The following is a 16,394-nucleotide window of genomic DNA, read 5'->3' on the forward strand; positions in this document are numbered from 1 at the left end:
TCATGAACCCGATTTATACCCGTCGCCGCCGCGTCGACATCGTCGTCAAGGTCCTGTGCCTCGGCGCCGCGGTTTTTGGCGTCACCTGGCTGGGGCTGATCCTGTTTACCTTGTTCTTTAACGGCCTCGCCGGGATCAATCTCGCGGTCTTCACGCAGAATACCCCTCCACCGGGATCAACCGACGGCGGATTGCTGAACGCGATTGTCGGCTCGATCATCATGACCGTGATCGGCGTCGGCATCGGCGCGCCGCTCGGCCTGTTCGCCGGCACATACCTTGCCGAATACGGCAGGAACGACAAGCTGACCTCGGTGATCCGTTTCATCAACGACATCCTGCTCAGCGCGCCCTCGATCATCATCGGCCTGTTCGTCTATGGCGCGATCGTGGTGCCGATGGGCGGCTTCTCGGCCTTTGCCGGCTGTCTGGCGCTTGCCGTGATCGTGATCCCCGTGGTGGTGCGCACGACCGAGGACATGTTGCTGCTGGTGCCCAATCCGTTGCGCGAGGCCGCGTCCGCGCTCGGCCTGCCGCGCTCGCTGGTGATCAAGCGCATCGCCTACCGCGCCGCGCGCGCCGGCCTCATCACCGGTGTACTGCTCGCCACCGCCCGCGTCGCCGGCGAAACCGCGCCGCTGCTGTTCACCGCGCTGTCGAACCAGTTCTTCAGCCTCGACCTCACCAAGACGATGGCGAACCTGCCGGTCACCATCAACAACTTCGTCCAAAGCCCCTACGAATACTGGAAGCAGCTCGCCTGGAGCGGGGCGCTGCTCATCACCCTGACCGTACTTGCCCTGAATATTGGCGCGCGCATCCTTGGCGCCGAGAGGACAGCAAAATGAACGATCTTTCCGTATCCGTGAGTGCTGCGAACGGACCTGTTCCGCAGGTCGCCTTGCCCGACGCGCCGCCGAAAGTGACCGCGCGCGGCCTGAATTTCTACTATGGCGAGCACCATGCGCTGAAGAACATCAACCTCACGCTCGGCACCCACCGCGTCACCGCCTTCATCGGGCCGTCCGGCTGCGGCAAGTCCACGCTGCTGCGGATCTTCAACCGGATGTATGACCTCTATCCGGGCCAGAAGGCGACCGGGCAATTGATGCTCGACCAGACCAACATCCTCGACCCCAAGCTCGATCTCAATCTGCTGCGGGCCCGGGTCGGCATGGTGTTCCAGAAGCCGACGCCGTTTCCGATGACGATCTACGAAAACATCGCCTTCGGCATCCGCCTCTATGAGAAGATCTCGAAATCCGAGATGGACGGCCGCGTCGAAAAGGCGTTGCGTGGTGGTGCGCTGTGGAACGAGGTCAAGGACAAGCTGAATGCATCGGGCCTCAGCCTGTCCGGCGGCCAGCAGCAGCGGCTCTGCATCGCGCGCACCGTGGCGGTGCGCCCTGAAGTGATCCTGTTCGACGAGCCCTGCTCGGCGCTGGACCCGATTTCGACCGCCAAGGTCGAGGAACTGATCCAGGAATTGTCGGAGGACTACACCATCGCCATCGTGACCCATAACATGCAGCAGGCGGCGCGCGTCTCGGACAAGACCGCCTTCATGTATCTCGGTGAACTGGTCGAATTCGACGACACCAACAAGATTTTCACCTCGCCGAGCGATCGACGCACCCAGGATTACATTACCGGCCGGTTCGGCTAAGCGCACATCGCGAGGAGAAGACAATGGCTTCAGAACATACCGCGAAGGCGTTCGACAGCGATCTTCAGGAATTGACCCGCCTGGTCGCCGAAATGGGCGGCCTTGCCGAACGCATGATCACCGAATCCGTCGATGCCCTGATCCGGCGCGATGTTGCGCTCGGAAAACGCGTCGTCGCCTCCGACGCCGAGATCGACCGCCTGCAGCACCTCATCGAGGAACGCGCGGTGCTGACGATTGCGCGCCGCCAGCCGATGGCCATCGACCTGCGCGAGATCGTCGGCGCCATGCGGGTGGCCACCGATCTGGAGCGGATCGGCGACCTCGCCAAGAACATGGGCAAGCGCGTCGCGGCGCTGGAGAACGATTTCCAGCCGCTGAAACTGATCCGCGGTCTCGAACACATGACCGATCTGGTGCAGTCGCAGGTCAAGTCCGTGCTCGACGCCTACGCGTCGCACGATCTGCCGGCGGCGATGGCGGTCTGGAAGGGCGACGAGGAAGTCGACGCCATCTGCACCTCGCTGTTCCGCGAACTCCTGACCTACATGATGGAAGATCCGCGCAACATCTCGTTCTGCATCCATCTGATGTTCTGCGCCAAGAACATCGAACGGATCGGCGACCACGCCACCAACATCGCCGAGACCGTGTTCTACATGATCGAAGGCCAGCAAATCCTCGACAAGCGCCCGAAGGGCGACATGACGAATTTTGCCACGACGGTGCCAGGAAACTAGAAGCGGAACCAGTAGCGGAACGGACAACCGAACGAGAGACGTTTTTCGCGTATCGACAGCGCGTCAAAACACAAGAGGCTGACATAGATGAACGCACGCATTCTGGTGGTTGAAGACGAGGAAGCGCTCACCACGCTTCTGCGCTACAACCTCGATGCCGAAGGCTATGAGGTCGAAACCGTCGCCCGCGGTGACGACGCCGATACAAGGCTGAAGGAGCGGGTGCCAGACCTGATCGTGCTGGACTGGATGCTGCCGGGCCTGTCCGGCATCGAACTGTGCCGCCGCTTGCGGGCGCGGCCGGAGACCAAGGCGCTGCCGATCATCATGCTGACCGCGCGCGGCGAGGAAAGCGAACGGGTGCGGGGGCTGGCGACCGGCGCCGACGACTACATCGTAAAACCCTTTTCGGTGCCGGAGCTGCTGGCGCGGGTGAAGGGCCTGTTGCGGCGGGCGAGCCCGGAGCGGCTGGCCACCGTGCTGACCTATGGCGATATCGAGCTCGACCGCGAGAAACGCCGCGTCGCGCGCTCGGGCCGTCCGATCGATCTCGGGCCGACCGAATATCGCCTGCTGGAGTTTTTCCTGGAACATCCCGGCCGCGTGTTCAGCCGCGAGCAACTGCTCGATAGCGTCTGGGGCCGCGACATCTATATCGACGAGCGTACCGTCGACGTGCATATCGGCCGCCTGCGCAAACTGCTCAATCCCGGCCGCGAACAGGACCCGATCCGCACCGTGCGCGGCGCCGGCTACGCGCTGGATGACCGGTTTGCGAAGGTGGAGTAGGCGCGGCGTAAACAGGTTTGCGTCGTCCCGGCGAAGGCCGGGACCCATAACCACAAATATTGATTGCTTTAAAAAGGCTGGAGCTCCAGCCAGGCATAACCACTGCTATCGGTGGTTATGGGTCCCGGCCTTCGCCGGGACGACATCAGTGAGCGTGCCCTTACCTGGTCGGCTTCGGCGCCGGGCGGCGGCGATCGGAGGCCGGCTGATAGGCGATGCGCGAGTGATGTGCGCAATAGGGCAGGCTGGTGAGCGCCTTGCCGCCGCAGAAAAAGAATTCCGAGCTGGAGGGATCGCCGATCGGCCAGTGGCAGGTGGCCTCGTTCAATTCGAGCAGCGTCAACCGCTGGCTCATCGGCACCACATTGTCGTAGGCGACCGGATCCGGCTCCATCTCCACCTCGAAGGCGTGGGCCAGCGCGGTGTTGCCGCGCGACACCGGGCGCGCCACCCGCATCATCTGCTGGGCGGGGCGCGCCTTGCGCTGACGCGGCGCGGCCGAGGAGGGGCTCTTGGCACGGCCGGAAAGACCCAGCCGGTGCACTTTGCCGATCACTGCATTTCGCGTCACATTTCCGAGTTCCGCGGCGATCTGGCTGGCGGAAAGTCCGCCCTCCCAGAGCTTTTTAAGCTGCTCGACGCGCTCGTCGGACCAGGTCAATACCGTCATCGCATTCTTCCCTTCGCACAGAGCCGGCCAATCCGGGGGCAGCGCTGGCGATGCCAATTCTCAAAAATCCCAGCGGGCAGAATCCCTTAGCCCTCGCCGGGCGCAAAAAGCCGCCCGAACGTTTACGCCTCACAAAATGGACTCTAGGGGTCAGTACTTCCGCACGAGATGTCGTACCCGACAGCCCAGACGCTACAATATGGCGGGACTCTGGCGCAAGAGTCCGCGTCCGTGCGTCCACATGTTCCGGTATTTATGCATTGCAATTGGAGTTTTCCACGGCACCGGAATGCTACGGATTGCTTTATCTTGCACCGCAGGAAAGCGGTTCGAGCATGATCCGGAAAAGTGGACGCCGGTTTTCCCTCGGGACAAGCGCAAAGCGCTTGCCCGGAGATCATGCTCAAAACAAGAGGATTTCGGCGTGTTGACACGGTCCAAAGCCCGCATAGAATGCCTGCCACGTGCCGCCCCGAAAAGGCGGCACGTTTTGTTTTCGCAAGACCGGCTGTGCCGCGTTCGCGCCAATGCACGCTATGTGGCCGGTCTCTAACCGTCAGTGATAGCCATGACCAACAGCGCCCCGTCGCATCTGCTTCCCGTATTCGCGAGAGTCGATCTCGGTTTCGAACGCGGCGAAGGCGCGTGGCTGATCTCGACGTCCGGCGAGCGCTATCTCGACTTCACCTCGGGTGTGGCGGTGAATGCGCTCGGCCATTGCCATCCGCATCTGGTCGCGGCCTTGCAGGAGCAGGCCACCAAACTCTGGCACATGTCGAACCTGTTCAGGAGCCCGGACGGCGACAAGCTTGCAGCAAGGTTGTGCGAGCAGAGCTTTGCCGATCTGGTGTTCTTCTGTAATTCCGGCGCGGAAGCGATGGAATGCGCGATCAAGGTCGCGCGCCGCTATCACGCCGCCAAGGGACATCCCGAGCGCTATCGCCTCGTCACCTTCGAAGGCGCGTTCCACGGCCGCACGCTGGGCACGCTGGCGGCGACCGGCTCAGCCAAATATCTGGAAGGCTTCGGTCCGCCGCTGGACGGCTTCGACCAGGTCGCGCATGGCGATCTCGAAGCGGTCAAGAAGGCGATCGGGCCGCAGACCGCCGCCATCCTGATCGAGCCGGTGCAGGGCGAGGGCGGTGTCCGCAGCGCGCCGCATGCGTTCTACAAGGCGTTGCGCCAATTGTGCGACGACAAGGGCCTGCTGCTGATCTTCGACGAGGTGCAGACCGGCATGGGCCGCACCGGCGATCTCTTTGCCTACAAGCGCCTCGGCGTCACGCCCGACATCATGTCGCTGGCAAAAGCGCTCGGCGGCGGCTTTCCGATCGGCGCCTGTCTCGCCACGGCAGAGGCGGCTTCCGGCATGACGCCGGGCTCGCACGGCTCGACCTTCGGCGGCAACCCGCTGGCGATCGCCTCCGCCAACGCGGTGCTCGACGTGATGCTCAAACCCGGCTTCTTCGACCACGTGCGGAAAGTGTCGCTGCTGCTGAAACAGAAGCTCGCCTCCGTGGTCGATCGCTATCCTTCCGTGCTCGCGGAAGTGCGCGGCGAAGGGCTGCTGATCGGCGTCAAGGCCGTGGTGCCCTCGGGCGATCTCGTTGCCGCGCTGCGCGACCAGAAGCTGCTGACGGTCGGCGCCGGCGACAATGTCGTCCGTTTCCTCGCGCCTCTGATCGTTTCCGAATCCGAGATCGAGCAATCCGTCCAAAGCCTCGAACGCGCCTGCATCGCGCTGTCAGGCGACAAGAAGAAGGCGGCGGGGTGATGAGCAAGTCCCTACGTCACTTCCTCGATATCAGCGAGCTGCCGCCGAAGGAATTGCGCAACATGCTGGACCTGAGCGTCGCCATGAAGGCGAAGCTGAAGGCGCATGAGACGCCCAGAAAGCCGCTCGAGGGCAAGACGCTGGCGATGATCTTCGAACGGCCGTCGACCCGCACCCGGGTCTCGTTCGACGTCGGCATGCGCCAGCTCGGCGGCGAGGCCATCATGCTGACCGGCGCGGAAATGCAGCTCGGCCGCGGCGAGACCATCGCCGATACCGCGCGCGTGCTGTCGCGTTACGTCGATGCGATCATGATCCGCATCCTCAACCACGATGCGCTGCTGGAGCTTGCCGCCAACGCCACCGTGCCCGTCATCAACGGGCTCACCCGGCGCTCGCATCCCTGCCAGGTGATGGCTGACCTGATGACGTTCGAGGAGCATCGCGGCTCGATCGAGGGCCGCACCGTGGCCTGGACCGGCGATGACAACAACGTGCTGGCGTCATGGGCGCATGCGGCGGAGCGCCTGAAGTTCAAACTGAACGTGGCGACCCCGCCGCAGCTCGCGCCGAACAAGGCGATGAAGGACTGGATCAAGGCGACGCAGGCGCCGATCGTGCTCGGCAACGACCCGGAAGCCGCCGTCGCCGGCGCCGATTGCGTCGTGACCGACACCTGGGTGTCGATGGGCGACAAGGACGGCGAACATCGCCACAACGTGCTCAAGCCCTACCAGGTCAACGCCCAGCTGATGTCGCTGGCCAAGCCCGACGCGCTGTTCATGCACTGCCTGCCGGCCCATCGCGGCGACGAGGTCACCGACGAGGTGATCGACGGCCCGCAATCGGTGGTGTTCGACGAAGCCGAAAACCGCCTGCATGCGCAAAAGGGCATTCTGGCCTGGTGTTTTAACGAAGTGGCGTAGGGGCCCCAACATAGCTGTCGTCCCGGACAAGCGCAGCGCGATCCGGGACCCATACGCCGCGGCCCTGATTGTCGAAAAAGGAAGATAACGATCAGCGTGTAAAACAATTACCGCCGGTGGTTATGGGTCCCGGCCTTCGCCGGGACGACGTAATACCCCTTTCGATTCACCCTCTTCGACCCCAGATAAAGCGCCATGACTCAATCCCCCGACATCAAAATCACGCCCACAGCGCCGATCCGCGCGCCATCGGCGGTTCCCATCGACGATGCGGCGCTGCCGTTCGAGGTCAATGCGCTCGACCTGCGCGGACGGCTGACCCGGCTCGGCCCGGCGCTCGACGACATCCTGACCAAGCACGATTACCCGGCCCCGGTCTGCAAGCTGCTCGGCGAGGCCATCGTGCTGGCGACGCTGCTCGGCTCGTCCCTGAAGTTCGACGGCCGCTTCATCCTGCAGACCCAGACCGACGGTCCGGTGTCGTTCCTGATCGTGGATTTCCAGCTGCCGGATCGGCTGCGCGCCTATGCGCGCTTCGATGCGACGCGGCTGAAGGAGGGCGAAGAATCCTACCGTGATTCCGGCGCGCTGCTCGGCAACGGTCATCTGGCGATGACCATCGACCAGGGCGCGGACATGAGCCGCTATCAGGGCCTGGTGGCGCTGGAAGGCGGCAATCTCGAAGACGCCGCGCATGAATATTTCCTGCGCTCCGAGCAGATCCCGACTCGCGTGCGGCTTGCGGTCGGCGAGGAATGGCGCGGCAGCGGCGACGGTCCGAAACACCGCTGGCGCGCCGGCGGCATGCTGCTGCAATTCCTGCCCCAGGCGCCGGAGCGGGCGCGGCAGGCCGACCTCGATCCCGGCGATGCGCCGGAAGGCGCCGTGACGCATGCGGTGGCCGAAGACGACGCCTGGGTCGAAGGCCAGTCGCTGATCTCGACCGTCGAGGATGTCGAACTGCTCGATCCGGATTTGTCGGGCGAGCGCTTATTGTATCGCCTGTTCCACGAACGCGGCGTGCGCGTGTTCGCGCCGTTGCCGCTGCGTGCACAATGCTCCTGCTCGCGCGACGCCGTGTCATCGATGCTGAAAAGCTTCCAGGCGCAGGACCGCGCGGAAATGGTCAAGGACGGCAAGGTGGTGGTGACCTGCGAGTTCTGCTCGTCGGTGTATGAATTCACGCCGGATGAAGCGGGTGTGGAGTAGGGTTGCAATTCTGCCTACCGCCGTCATTGCGAGGAGCCAACGGGTCGCGCGAACGCGCGCCCGATGACAGGCTCCGCGACGAAGCAATCCATTCTTCCGCTTGCGGCGCTATGGATTGCTTCGCTGCGCTCGCAATGACGGAGGCACGGCAATCAGTGCGACAAATTAACCCGACGGCCGCGCCCGGCGTAGCCTTGGCGACCTGTCCGCCGTAGCTCAACGAGCGAAGGCGGAAGCCGGGGCAAATAAATTCCGATTTTCGGAAATGGTGTCAAGCCCTGAAATAAAAAATATTTCGCTTTTCCAGAAAGCAAATCAGGGGCACATATATCGCCATCCCGTCCTACTCAGAAGGGCGTCGGCCGTCGTCACGGACGTTGGACGGGTTGCGGTGGACGCTGAAGTGCTGGCGACGAACGGCGCTGAAGCGTACGGCGAAGTCGTGTGGTCCTGACACCCCGTTGCTGGTGTCAAGTTCCTGAAAGGCCAAAAGCTGATCAGGAGCGATGGTGGCAAGAAAGCCCGTTCACCAGGGAGAGCTCGATATAAGTCGTAAAGCCACTGCGCAGGGAAGGCCGGGTGTTCTCCGCTGCCCTGTATGCTCGTGTGCATTTTGTTTTGTGCAAACCGCACGCGAGACCGCGGGTGCAGCGCGCACCCGGTCTTCCCTGCGCCCTCTCATTCGGGGGCAAGGAATTTCTGGCAAAGCTCGGGCGCAATGCGCCGCGAGAACGCGAAGCCACGTTTGAGGGACAGTGCGTCTACAAACACAGCCGTCGTCCCGGCCTTGAGCTCAGATGCGCAATTGCGCATCGGGGGACCCATAACCACAGGGAGAAGTTTTGCGAAGATCTCTGCTACCGTGTTTCTATTGAGGGATCACGCGGTATGGGTCCCGGCGTTCGCCGGGACGACGCGTGACGAGCGCAAGCGCCCCTAATTCAACACCCGCTTGTTATCCGGGCTGTCCAGCGAAAATGTCGGCACGTCGATTTCAAAACGTTCGCCGCTTTCGTTGACCATCTGATAGCGCCCGGTCATGAAGCCGGACGCGGTGGGGAGCGGTACGCCGGAGGTGTATTCGAAGCGCTCGCCGGGGGCCAGCACCGGCTGCTCGCCGACCACGCCTTCGCCGCGGACTTCCTGTTTGCGGCCGGTGGCGTCGGTGATGATCCAGTGCCGCGTCCGCAGCTGCACCGTCTCGTTGCCGGAATTGGTGATGACGATGGTGTAGGACCAGAAAAACTGGCCCTTATCGACCGACGAGCGCTCCGGCATAAAGTTCGGTTCGACGGTGACTTCGATCAGACGGGTGACGGCGCGGTACATGATGAAAAGCTTCCAGAATCCTGTGGCGCAGCATAGCGAAGAAAGCCGGTGGAACCAATCGCCGGGCCGGCCGGCAAAGCGGGTCGTTGAGCTGTTCCATCCTCGTTTCAACATAGTTTCGCCCTAAGGCGCACCCGCGCGGTTCCGACCCCCGTATCTGGCTGTTTCGGCTTGTCTTGCCTGACTTGCCTGCAACCGACGGGCCGATATGATCGTTTGTGTCGTGCAATTTGCGTAGATTCGCTGCCAAAACGGTGCCCGATGTCGTCCATTGCCGATCAAATTGCCGGACCGTCCGTAGGTGACGCCAGCGCGCTCGCAAAGGACGTCGTCTCCGCGCCGGCGATCACGCTGCCTGCGGCCGGCGAGCGTGAATTGCGGCTCGATCTGTTTCGCGGGCTCGCGCTGTGGCTGATCTTCATCGATCACCTGCCGGCGAACATCCTGACCTGGTTCACGATCCGCAATTACGGCTTTTCCGACGCCACCGAGATCTTCATCTTCATCTCGGGCTACACCGCGGCGTTCGTGTATGGCCGCGCCATGCTGGAATCCGGCTTCGTGATCGCCACCGCCCGCATCATGCGGCGGGTCTGGCAGATCTACGTGGCGCATGTGTTCCTGTTCACGATCTTCCTGGCGGAGATTTCCTACGTCGCCACCAATTTCAACAACCCGCTGTATGCGGAAGAAATGGGGATCATGGATTTCCTCAAGCAGCCGGATGTCACGATCATCCAGGCGCTGCTGCTGCGATTCCGCCCCGTCAACATGGACGTGCTGCCGCTCTATATCGTGCTGATGCTGTTCCTGCCCCTCATCCTGTGGCTGATGAAGTGGCGGCCCGACGTCTCGCTGGCGCTGTCGGTGGCGCTCTACGCGGCGACCTGGCACTTCGATCTGTACCTGTCGGCCTATCCGAACGGATTCTGGGCCTTCAATCCGTTCGCATGGCAATTGCTGTTCGTGTTCGGCGCCTGGTGCGCGCTCGGCGGGGCCGAGCGGATGTCGGCGATCCTCTCCTCGCGGATCACGATGTGGATCTGCATTGCCTATCTGCTGGCCGCCTTCTTCGTCACGCTGACCTGGCACATACCGCAATTGAGCCGCTTCATGCCGAAGCTGATCGAGCAGTGGATGTACCCGATCACCAAGACCGATCTGGATGTGCTGCGTTTCGCGCACTTCCTGGCGCTGGCGGCGATCACCGTGCGCTTCCTGCGCAAGGACTGGCCGGGCCTGAAATCGCCCTGGCTGCGACCATTGATCCTGTGCGGCCAGCATTCGCTTGAGATATTCTGCCTTGGCGTCTTTCTCGCCTTTGCCGGGCATTTCGTGCTGGCCGAAATCTCCGGTGGAGCGGGGCTGCATTTCCTGATCAGCCTCGCCGGGGTACTCATCATGTCCGGTATGGCGTGGGTCATTTCGTGGTACAAGCATTCTGCCGACAAGAATGCATCGAAGAAAAAGGGCGCTGTTGGCAACGCCGATATGGCGGGAGGGGGCTGATGCAGTCCAACCCGGTGATGATCCTGGGGCTTACCTTGTTTGCCGGCTTGCTGGCCATGGCCCCCGCGCGCGCCGAGCCTGCTCCTCCGAATTGCGAAGTTCCGGCCTATCTGCTGACGTCCGAAAGCAAGCTGCCCAAGGTCGAGACGGCCATTGTCAGCGAACGCCGGCTGGAAATTCTGGTGGTGGGCAGCCGGTCGTCGACCATCGCGGCATCCGAAGCCAGCGCCTATCCTGGCCGCCTGCAGGCGATGTTGAAGGAGGCGCTTCCGAAGGTCGCGGTCAACGTATCCGTAGAACTACAGGTCAAGAAGACGGCCGAAGAGGTCGCTGGCGGACTTGTTAAGCTCGTGGAAGTAAGAAAGCCTACTTTGGTTATCTGGCAGACCGGCACCTACGATGCTATCCGATCGATCGATCCCGATGATTTCCGCGCCGGTGTCGAAGAGGGGGTTGCTGCGGTGCAGAAGGCGGGGGCCGACGTGATCTTGATGAATCTGCAATACAGCCCGCGCACTGAAACGATGATTTCCGCGCCGCCCTACCTGGATAATATGCGCGTGGTGGCGCAGCAGCACGACGTTCCCTTGTTCGACCGTTTCGCCATGATGCGGCACTGGAGCGATGCGGGAGATTTCGACCTGTCCACCACGTCGCATGGCCCCGACCTGGCCAAGCGCGTGCACGATTGCCTCGGCCGCGCGCTGTCGAAATTCGTGATCGACACGGCGCATGTGAACCCGGCCCAGCAGAATTGAGGAACTAGCGTAAATGAGTCGTTACTGCCCTTTTTCGCCGTCGACATCGCTGGCAGCGTTCGCCGTCGCGGCGACGGTGCTGCTGATGCCGGTGTCCGTTTTGCCGGTGCAGGCGCAGGCGACCCAGACCGCCCAGCAGGCGACGTTATCCGACACGGCCAAAGCTGAAGCCGCCAAACCGCCGGCGGTGGCGCCGACGGGTGCGGGCAGCGTGGCGGCCGCCGAGCCGTCCAGCCCGCCGGCGCAAAGGAGCGTCACCGGCAAGGCGATCGACAAGGCCAAAGAGGTCGCGAAATCGGCCGCCGACATCTTCAGCCGCGTTCCCTGCCTGCCGCCGAAGGGTGGCGCCAAGAAGATGGGATCGCTGCCGCGTGTCGCGGGCAAGCTGGCCGCGGGCGAGCCGGTGGTGATCATCGCGTTCGGATCGTCGTCGACCGCGGGCTTCGGCGCCACCTCGCCGGAATTCAACTATCCCAACCGCCTCGCAGCGCAGCTGCACCGGCAATATCCGACCGCCGACATCACCGTGATCAATCGCGGTCAGGGCGGCGAGGACGCGCCCGAGATGATGAAGCGGCTGCAGACCTCGGTCATCGACATGCATCCGGACCTGGTGATCTGGCAGGTCGGTACCAACGCCGTGCTGCGCAATCTCGATCCGGCTGAGACCATCAAGCTGGTGGAAGATGGTGTCGCGCGCATTCAGGCGACCGGCGCCGATCTGGTGCTGATCGATCCGCAATATTCGCCGCGCGTCAACGAACGCGCGGAGAGCGCGGGCAAGATGATCAACCTGCTCAACAAGGTTGCTGAACTGCGCAAGGTCGGCATTTTTCCGCGCTTCGAAGTGATGCGCGACTGGCACGAGAAGCAGGCGATCCCGATGGACAATTTCGTCATCGCCGACGGCCTGCACATGAGCGACTGGGGCTACGCCTGCTTCGCGCAACTGCTCGGCGACGACATCATCCGCTCGGTCGGCCAGATCAAGCTCGGCGTCAACGTGCCGTCCGACGTACGGACGTACCGGCCGATGTAGTTGTCGTCCCGGCGGATGCCGGGACCCATACGCCTCGGCCGTGCGCCTAAAAGGCGGTGGTCGACGACTTCCTTAACTCACAACGCCCTGTGGCTATGGGTCCCGGCTCAAGGCCGGGACGACACCTGTTGTATGGCTAGGTGCGCAGCTATCTCACGCCTTCTCCAGCGCCTGCGCAAAATCCTCGATCAGGTCATCCGCATGCTCGAGCCCGGCGGAGAAGCGAATGAAGCCCTCGCTGATGCCGAGTTCGGCGCGCGCTTCCGGCGTCAGCCGCTGGTGCGTCGTCGTCGCCGGATGGGTGACGAGGCTCTTGGCATCGCCGAGATTGTTGGAGATCCGCGAGATATGCAGCGCGTTGAGGCAGCGGAACGCTGCCTGCTTGCCGCCCTTGACCTCGAAGCCGACCAGGGTCGAGCCGGCGCGCATCTGCCGCTTCACCAGTTCGGCCTGCGGATGATCGGCGCGGCCGGGATAGATCAGTCGCGAAATCTTCGGATTCTTCGCGAGCGCATCGGCCACCTTGCCGGCGGTCTCGGTCTGCGCGCGTACACGTACCGCCAGCGTCTCTAGTCCCTTGAGCAGCACCCAGGCGTTGAACGGCGACATCGACGGGCCGGTATGGCGCATGAAGTTATGGAGGTGCTCGGCGATGAAGGCTTCCGAGGACAGGATGATGCCGCCGAGGCAGCGGCCCTGGCCGTCGATGTGCTTGGTGGCGGAGTAGACAACGACGTCGGCGCCGAGCTTCAGCGGGCTCTGCCAAATGGGCGTTGCGAACACGTTGTCCACGATCAACCTTGCGCCGCCACTGTGCGCGATCTCGGCAATCGCCGGGATGTCGAGCACGTCGAGCGTCGGATTGGTCGGGCTCTCCAGGAAGAAGGACTTGGTGTTCGGCCGCAACGCGCGCTGCCACTGGTCGAGATCAAGACCGTCGACCAGCGTCGTCTCGATCCCGTAGCGCGGCAAGAGATCCTGCACCACGTAAAGGCAGGAGCCGAACAGAGCTTTCGAAGCGACCACGTGGTCGCCGGCCCGGAGCGGTGCGAGGATCGCGGTCGCCACCGCGGCCATGCCGGTCGCGGTCGAGCGCGCGGCTTCCGCGTCCTCGAGTTGGATCATGCGGCGCTCGAACATCTCAATCGTCGGATTGGAATAGCGCGAATAGATAAAGCCGGGCTCCTCGCCCTTGAATCGGGCCTCGCACTGCTCCGCGGTGTCGTAAACGTAGCCTTGGGTGAGGAACAGCGCCTCGGACGTCTCGCCGAATTGCGAGCGTAGCGTGCCGCCATGGACAAGGCGGGTTTCGGGGCGATAGCGGGTGGTAGACTTAGCCTCAGGCATGTGACCTCCGTCGTGACCACCATTGAAAATGGTCACAAAAAACCGGCCTGGAAAAATTTCCACAGGCCGGGATCACACGTGTCCCCGGCCTGTTTAGCGACTTATTTAACGTGGCTGCAAGCCGGCCGGCTCAAATCACCACGGGATAAGTCATGCTGATATTCCCTCGCGCCCTTTTCGTCAAGCCGGCCATCGGATAACCCCTAAATGCCCATATTTATGAGGTTTGGATGACATTCGGGTCATCCTCCCGGGCCCCTTGAGGACCGCCGTGCCTTTCACGCTGCCGCCCGACGCCAACGGAATTCTGCCCGACCGCATGATCGCGGCGATGGCGGATGCGGGCCTGATCCTGCCGGCCTATCCCTTTGTCGAGAGCCAGATCCAGCCCGCCAGCCTCGATCTGCGCCTCGGCGACATCGCCTACCGGGTGCGCGCGAGCTTCCTCCCGGGGCCGGGTGCGACGGTCGCCGAGCGTATCGACGAGCTGAAACTGCACGAGATCGACCTCACCCACGGGGCGGTGCTGGAAACCAACTGCGTCTACATCGTGCCGCTCTTGGAGAGCCTCGCGCTGCCGCCGGAGATCGTCGCCGCGGCCAATCCGAAGAGCTCGACCGGGCGGCTCGACGTCTTCACCCGCGTGATCGCGGATGGTACCCGCCGCTTCGACATGATCGGCGCCGGCTATCACGGGCCGCTCTATGCCGAGATCAGTCCGAAGACGTTTCCGGTGCTGCTGCGCGAGGGATCCCGGTTGTCGCAAGTGCGCTTCCGCACCGGCGACGCCATCCTCAACGCGGACGAGCTGGACGCGCTGCATGAGGCCGAGCGGCTGGTCGATATCGACGACGCCGATCTCGCCAATGGCGTGGCGCTGAGCGTCGATCTAAGCGGCGCGAATTCCGGCGGCTTTGTCGGCTACCGCGCCAAGCGCCACACCGGCGTGGTCGATGTCGACCGCCGCGGCGGCTATGCGGCCGATGAATTCTGGGAGCCGATCGCGGCGCGCCCGGACGGCAGCCTGATCCTCGATCCCGGCGAGTTCTATATTCTGGCCTCGAAAGAGGCGGTGCAGATTCCACCGGATTACGCCGCCGAGATGGTGCCGTTCGATCCTCTGGTCGGCGAATTCCGCGTGCATTATGCCGGCTTTTTCGATCCCGGCTTCGGCTATGCCGGCGCCGGCGGGCAGGGCTCGCGCGCGGTGCTGGAAGTACGCTCGCGCGAAGTGCCGTTCATCCTCGAGCATGGCCAGATCGTCGGCCGCCTGGTCTATGAAAAGATGCTGGCGCGGCCCCATGCCATGTACGGCCAGCGCATCGGCTCGAACTATCAGGCGCAGGGCCTGAAGCTGAGCAAGCATTTTAGGGTGTGAAGTAATTCCGCAGCCCGGATAAAGCTCCGCGAAATGCGGGGCCGCATTCCCGGATTGCGCTTCGCTCCATCCGGGCTACGTGTATGCTCACAGCCAATAGGAATGTCGGCCGGGAGGGAACATGAGCGGAGAGCAGCAAGCGCAATGGGCGAAGTGGCGCAGCATCGCTGATCTCTATCACGCGTTTTTCACCGGCCTCGTTCTCACCGTCGTCTCCCGCCGCGGCACGACGGACGCCGCCGAATTCGTGTTCCGGGTGTTTCGCCGCCAGCAGCAGGAACGCTTCCTGCCGGGGCTGGAAAAACTCGGGCTCAGCCATCTGCCGCCGGCGGTCGCGGCTGCGCAGTACCACTATCTCTCCAACTGGATCGGCGGCGTCCATGTCGAATACATGTACGAGACCGATCGCAAGGCCTGGATCCGTTATCCGCCGCCGCGCTGGATCTGGCGGGGCACCGCGATCTGCGGCGTGCCCGGCGAAGTGTCGCGCGCGATGCTGCGGGGATGGCACGGCAACAACGGCGTGGCGCTCGGCAATCTCAATCTCGGCTTCGTCTGCACCAAGCAGAGCGTCGACGGCCAGGACGGCCTCGAAGGCTATTACTGCGAATACGATCATCCGCTCGAGTCAGATGCGCGGATGGTGTTCGCGCGGCATCTCGAAGCGCCGCGCTTCGATCCCGCCACCGCGCCGGCATTGCCTGTTGCAAGCTGGCCAAAGCCGCGGTTGGAAAAGGCCTATCGCAACTACGCGATGGAATATGTGAAGACCGCCGCACCCGTGCTGGTGCAATGCTTCGGTCCGGAGGATGCCCGATATCTGTTGCACCTCACCGGCAAGCTGATCGGCATGCAATATTTCGACGAGATCGCGCAAAACCTTGGGGCGAGCCGCGGCGGGCCGAAGGAGTTTGCTAGCTTCCTGCGTGCGCTGTTCGAGGCGCAGGATGATGCGGTTGAGATCAGCGAGTCCGACGGCACGTTTGAAATCCGGCAGCAGAGCTGGAAGCTGATGGCCGATGTCGGCGATTATCACCCGGCCTGCGCCAGCGTCCTGCAGGGATTGTTCGAGGGCCTGGCGGCCGGCTGCGGCCGCCATATTCCTGTGCATTTGAAGCCGCCAGCCGGCGGAAAGGCACCGTTCGTCTGGACGATCGGCTAGGGGAGCGCGCTCGCCTGCAATCGCGCAGGGCCCCATTGCGTTGCGCGCACGCGGAATCAGGCCTTGCCGTGCTAGGAAACAGCTCGGCGCAGCTGGAT

15 protein-coding genes and 1 riboswitch are annotated in these 16,394 nt (G+C 63.2%); of the genes, 12 read left to right on the top strand and 3 right to left on the bottom strand.

Going from position 1 to position 16,394, the window contains the following annotated elements:
* Positions 1–2 precede the first annotated feature (2 nt).
* The 4 genes from pstA to phoB all read left to right on the top strand — a co-directional run bounded on the left by pstA (position 3) and on the right by phoB (position 3,195).
* The gene (gene pstA, locus JQ567_RS09820) at positions 3–848 is read left to right on the top strand and encodes a phosphate ABC transporter permease PstA (protein WP_211997950.1); all 846 of its coding nucleotides are present in this window, start codon (positions 3–5) and stop codon (positions 846–848) included.
* Positions 845–1,666 (top strand): phosphate ABC transporter ATP-binding protein PstB, encoded by an 822-nt coding sequence (gene pstB / locus JQ567_RS09825; RefSeq protein WP_192735465.1) that lies wholly within the window; start codon positions 845–847, stop codon positions 1,664–1,666. The genes pstA and pstB overlap by 4 nt, the downstream gene beginning before the upstream one ends.
* A gap of 23 nt (positions 1,667–1,689) precedes the next feature.
* Positions 1,690–2,406, top strand: a complete 717-nt coding sequence (gene phoU, locus JQ567_RS09830) for a phosphate signaling complex protein PhoU (protein WP_212033448.1) — start codon at positions 1,690–1,692, stop codon at positions 2,404–2,406.
* A gap of 87 nt (positions 2,407–2,493) precedes the next feature.
* A complete protein-coding gene (phoB, locus tag JQ567_RS09835; RefSeq protein ID WP_192735463.1) occupies positions 2,494–3,195 on the top strand; it encodes a phosphate regulon transcriptional regulator PhoB in 702 nt (233 codons plus the stop codon).
* 160 nt (positions 3,196–3,355) lie between these two features.
* Here the strand turns inward: phoB and JQ567_RS09840 are convergent, their stop codons facing one another.
* Positions 3,356–3,865, bottom strand: a complete 510-nt coding sequence (locus JQ567_RS09840) for a GcrA family cell cycle regulator (RefSeq protein WP_192735462.1) — start codon at positions 3,863–3,865, stop codon at positions 3,356–3,358.
* A 568-nt stretch (positions 3,866–4,433) separates the two neighbouring features.
* Here JQ567_RS09840 and JQ567_RS09845 point away from each other — a divergent pair.
* The 3 genes from JQ567_RS09845 (at position 4,434) to JQ567_RS09855 (ending at position 7,774) form a co-directional block, all read left to right on the top strand.
* Positions 4,434–5,639: an aspartate aminotransferase family protein gene (locus JQ567_RS09845; RefSeq protein ID WP_212438621.1), complete on the top strand. Its 1,206-nt coding sequence runs from the start codon at positions 4,434–4,436 to the stop codon at positions 5,637–5,639.
* Positions 5,639–6,565: an ornithine carbamoyltransferase gene (gene argF / locus JQ567_RS09850; protein ID WP_212438622.1), complete on the top strand. Its 927-nt coding sequence runs from the start codon at positions 5,639–5,641 to the stop codon at positions 6,563–6,565. The genes JQ567_RS09845 and argF overlap by 1 nt, the downstream gene beginning before the upstream one ends.
* A gap of 195 nt (positions 6,566–6,760) precedes the next feature.
* Positions 6,761–7,774, top strand: coding sequence for an Hsp33 family molecular chaperone (locus JQ567_RS09855; RefSeq protein WP_212438623.1), 1,014 nt, complete (start codon positions 6,761–6,763; stop codon positions 7,772–7,774).
* Between the two features lie 936 nt (positions 7,775–8,710).
* On the opposite strand, the gene apaG is transcribed toward JQ567_RS09855, so the two are convergent.
* A complete protein-coding gene (gene apaG, locus JQ567_RS09860; protein ID WP_212438624.1) occupies positions 8,711–9,103 on the bottom strand; it encodes a Co2+/Mg2+ efflux protein ApaG in 393 nt (130 codons plus the stop codon).
* A 261-nt stretch (positions 9,104–9,364) separates the two neighbouring features.
* On the opposite strand from apaG, the gene JQ567_RS09865 reads away from it, so the two are divergent.
* Genes JQ567_RS09865 through JQ567_RS09875 form a run of 3 tightly spaced genes read left to right on the top strand, consistent with a single transcriptional unit; the run spans position 9,365 to position 12,409 of the window.
* Positions 9,365–10,612 carry an OpgC domain-containing protein gene (locus tag JQ567_RS09865; protein WP_212438625.1) on the top strand — a complete coding sequence of 416 codons (1,248 nt, stop codon included), beginning with the start codon at positions 9,365–9,367 and terminating at the stop codon, positions 10,610–10,612.
* Positions 10,612–11,370: an SGNH/GDSL hydrolase family protein gene (locus tag JQ567_RS09870; RefSeq protein ID WP_212438626.1), complete on the top strand. Its 759-nt coding sequence runs from the start codon at positions 10,612–10,614 to the stop codon at positions 11,368–11,370. Before JQ567_RS09865 ends, JQ567_RS09870 begins: the two co-directional genes overlap by 1 nt.
* A 13-nt stretch (positions 11,371–11,383) precedes the next feature.
* Positions 11,384–12,409, top strand: a complete 1,026-nt coding sequence (locus JQ567_RS09875) for an SGNH/GDSL hydrolase family protein (RefSeq protein WP_212438627.1) — start codon at positions 11,384–11,386, stop codon at positions 12,407–12,409.
* Between the two features lie 153 nt (positions 12,410–12,562).
* Here JQ567_RS09875 and JQ567_RS09880 read toward each other — a convergent pair whose 3' ends face one another.
* On the bottom strand, positions 12,563–13,756 hold the full coding sequence (locus JQ567_RS09880) for an O-succinylhomoserine sulfhydrylase (RefSeq protein ID WP_212438628.1): 1,194 nt from the start codon (positions 13,754–13,756) through the stop codon (positions 12,563–12,565).
* A 72-nt stretch (positions 13,757–13,828) separates the two neighbouring features.
* A riboswitch (SAM riboswitch) is annotated at positions 13,829–13,908 on the bottom strand.
* Between the two features lie 119 nt (positions 13,909–14,027).
* Between JQ567_RS09880 and JQ567_RS09885 the strand changes: the two genes are divergently transcribed.
* Both JQ567_RS09885 and JQ567_RS09890 read left to right on the top strand, forming a co-directional pair.
* The gene (locus JQ567_RS09885; RefSeq protein ID WP_212438629.1) at positions 14,028–15,134 is read left to right on the top strand and encodes a 2'-deoxycytidine 5'-triphosphate deaminase; all 1,107 of its coding nucleotides are present in this window, start codon (positions 14,028–14,030) and stop codon (positions 15,132–15,134) included.
* Between the two features lie 121 nt (positions 15,135–15,255).
* On the top strand, positions 15,256–16,296 hold the full coding sequence (locus JQ567_RS09890) for a hypothetical protein (protein ID WP_212438630.1): 1,041 nt from the start codon (positions 15,256–15,258) through the stop codon (positions 16,294–16,296).
* Positions 16,297–16,394 lie beyond the last annotated feature (98 nt).

The organism is Bradyrhizobium sp. AUGA SZCCT0431 (assembly GCF_018131065.1).
In the GTDB taxonomy this organism is placed as follows: Bacteria; Pseudomonadota; Alphaproteobacteria; order Rhizobiales; family Xanthobacteraceae; genus Bradyrhizobium.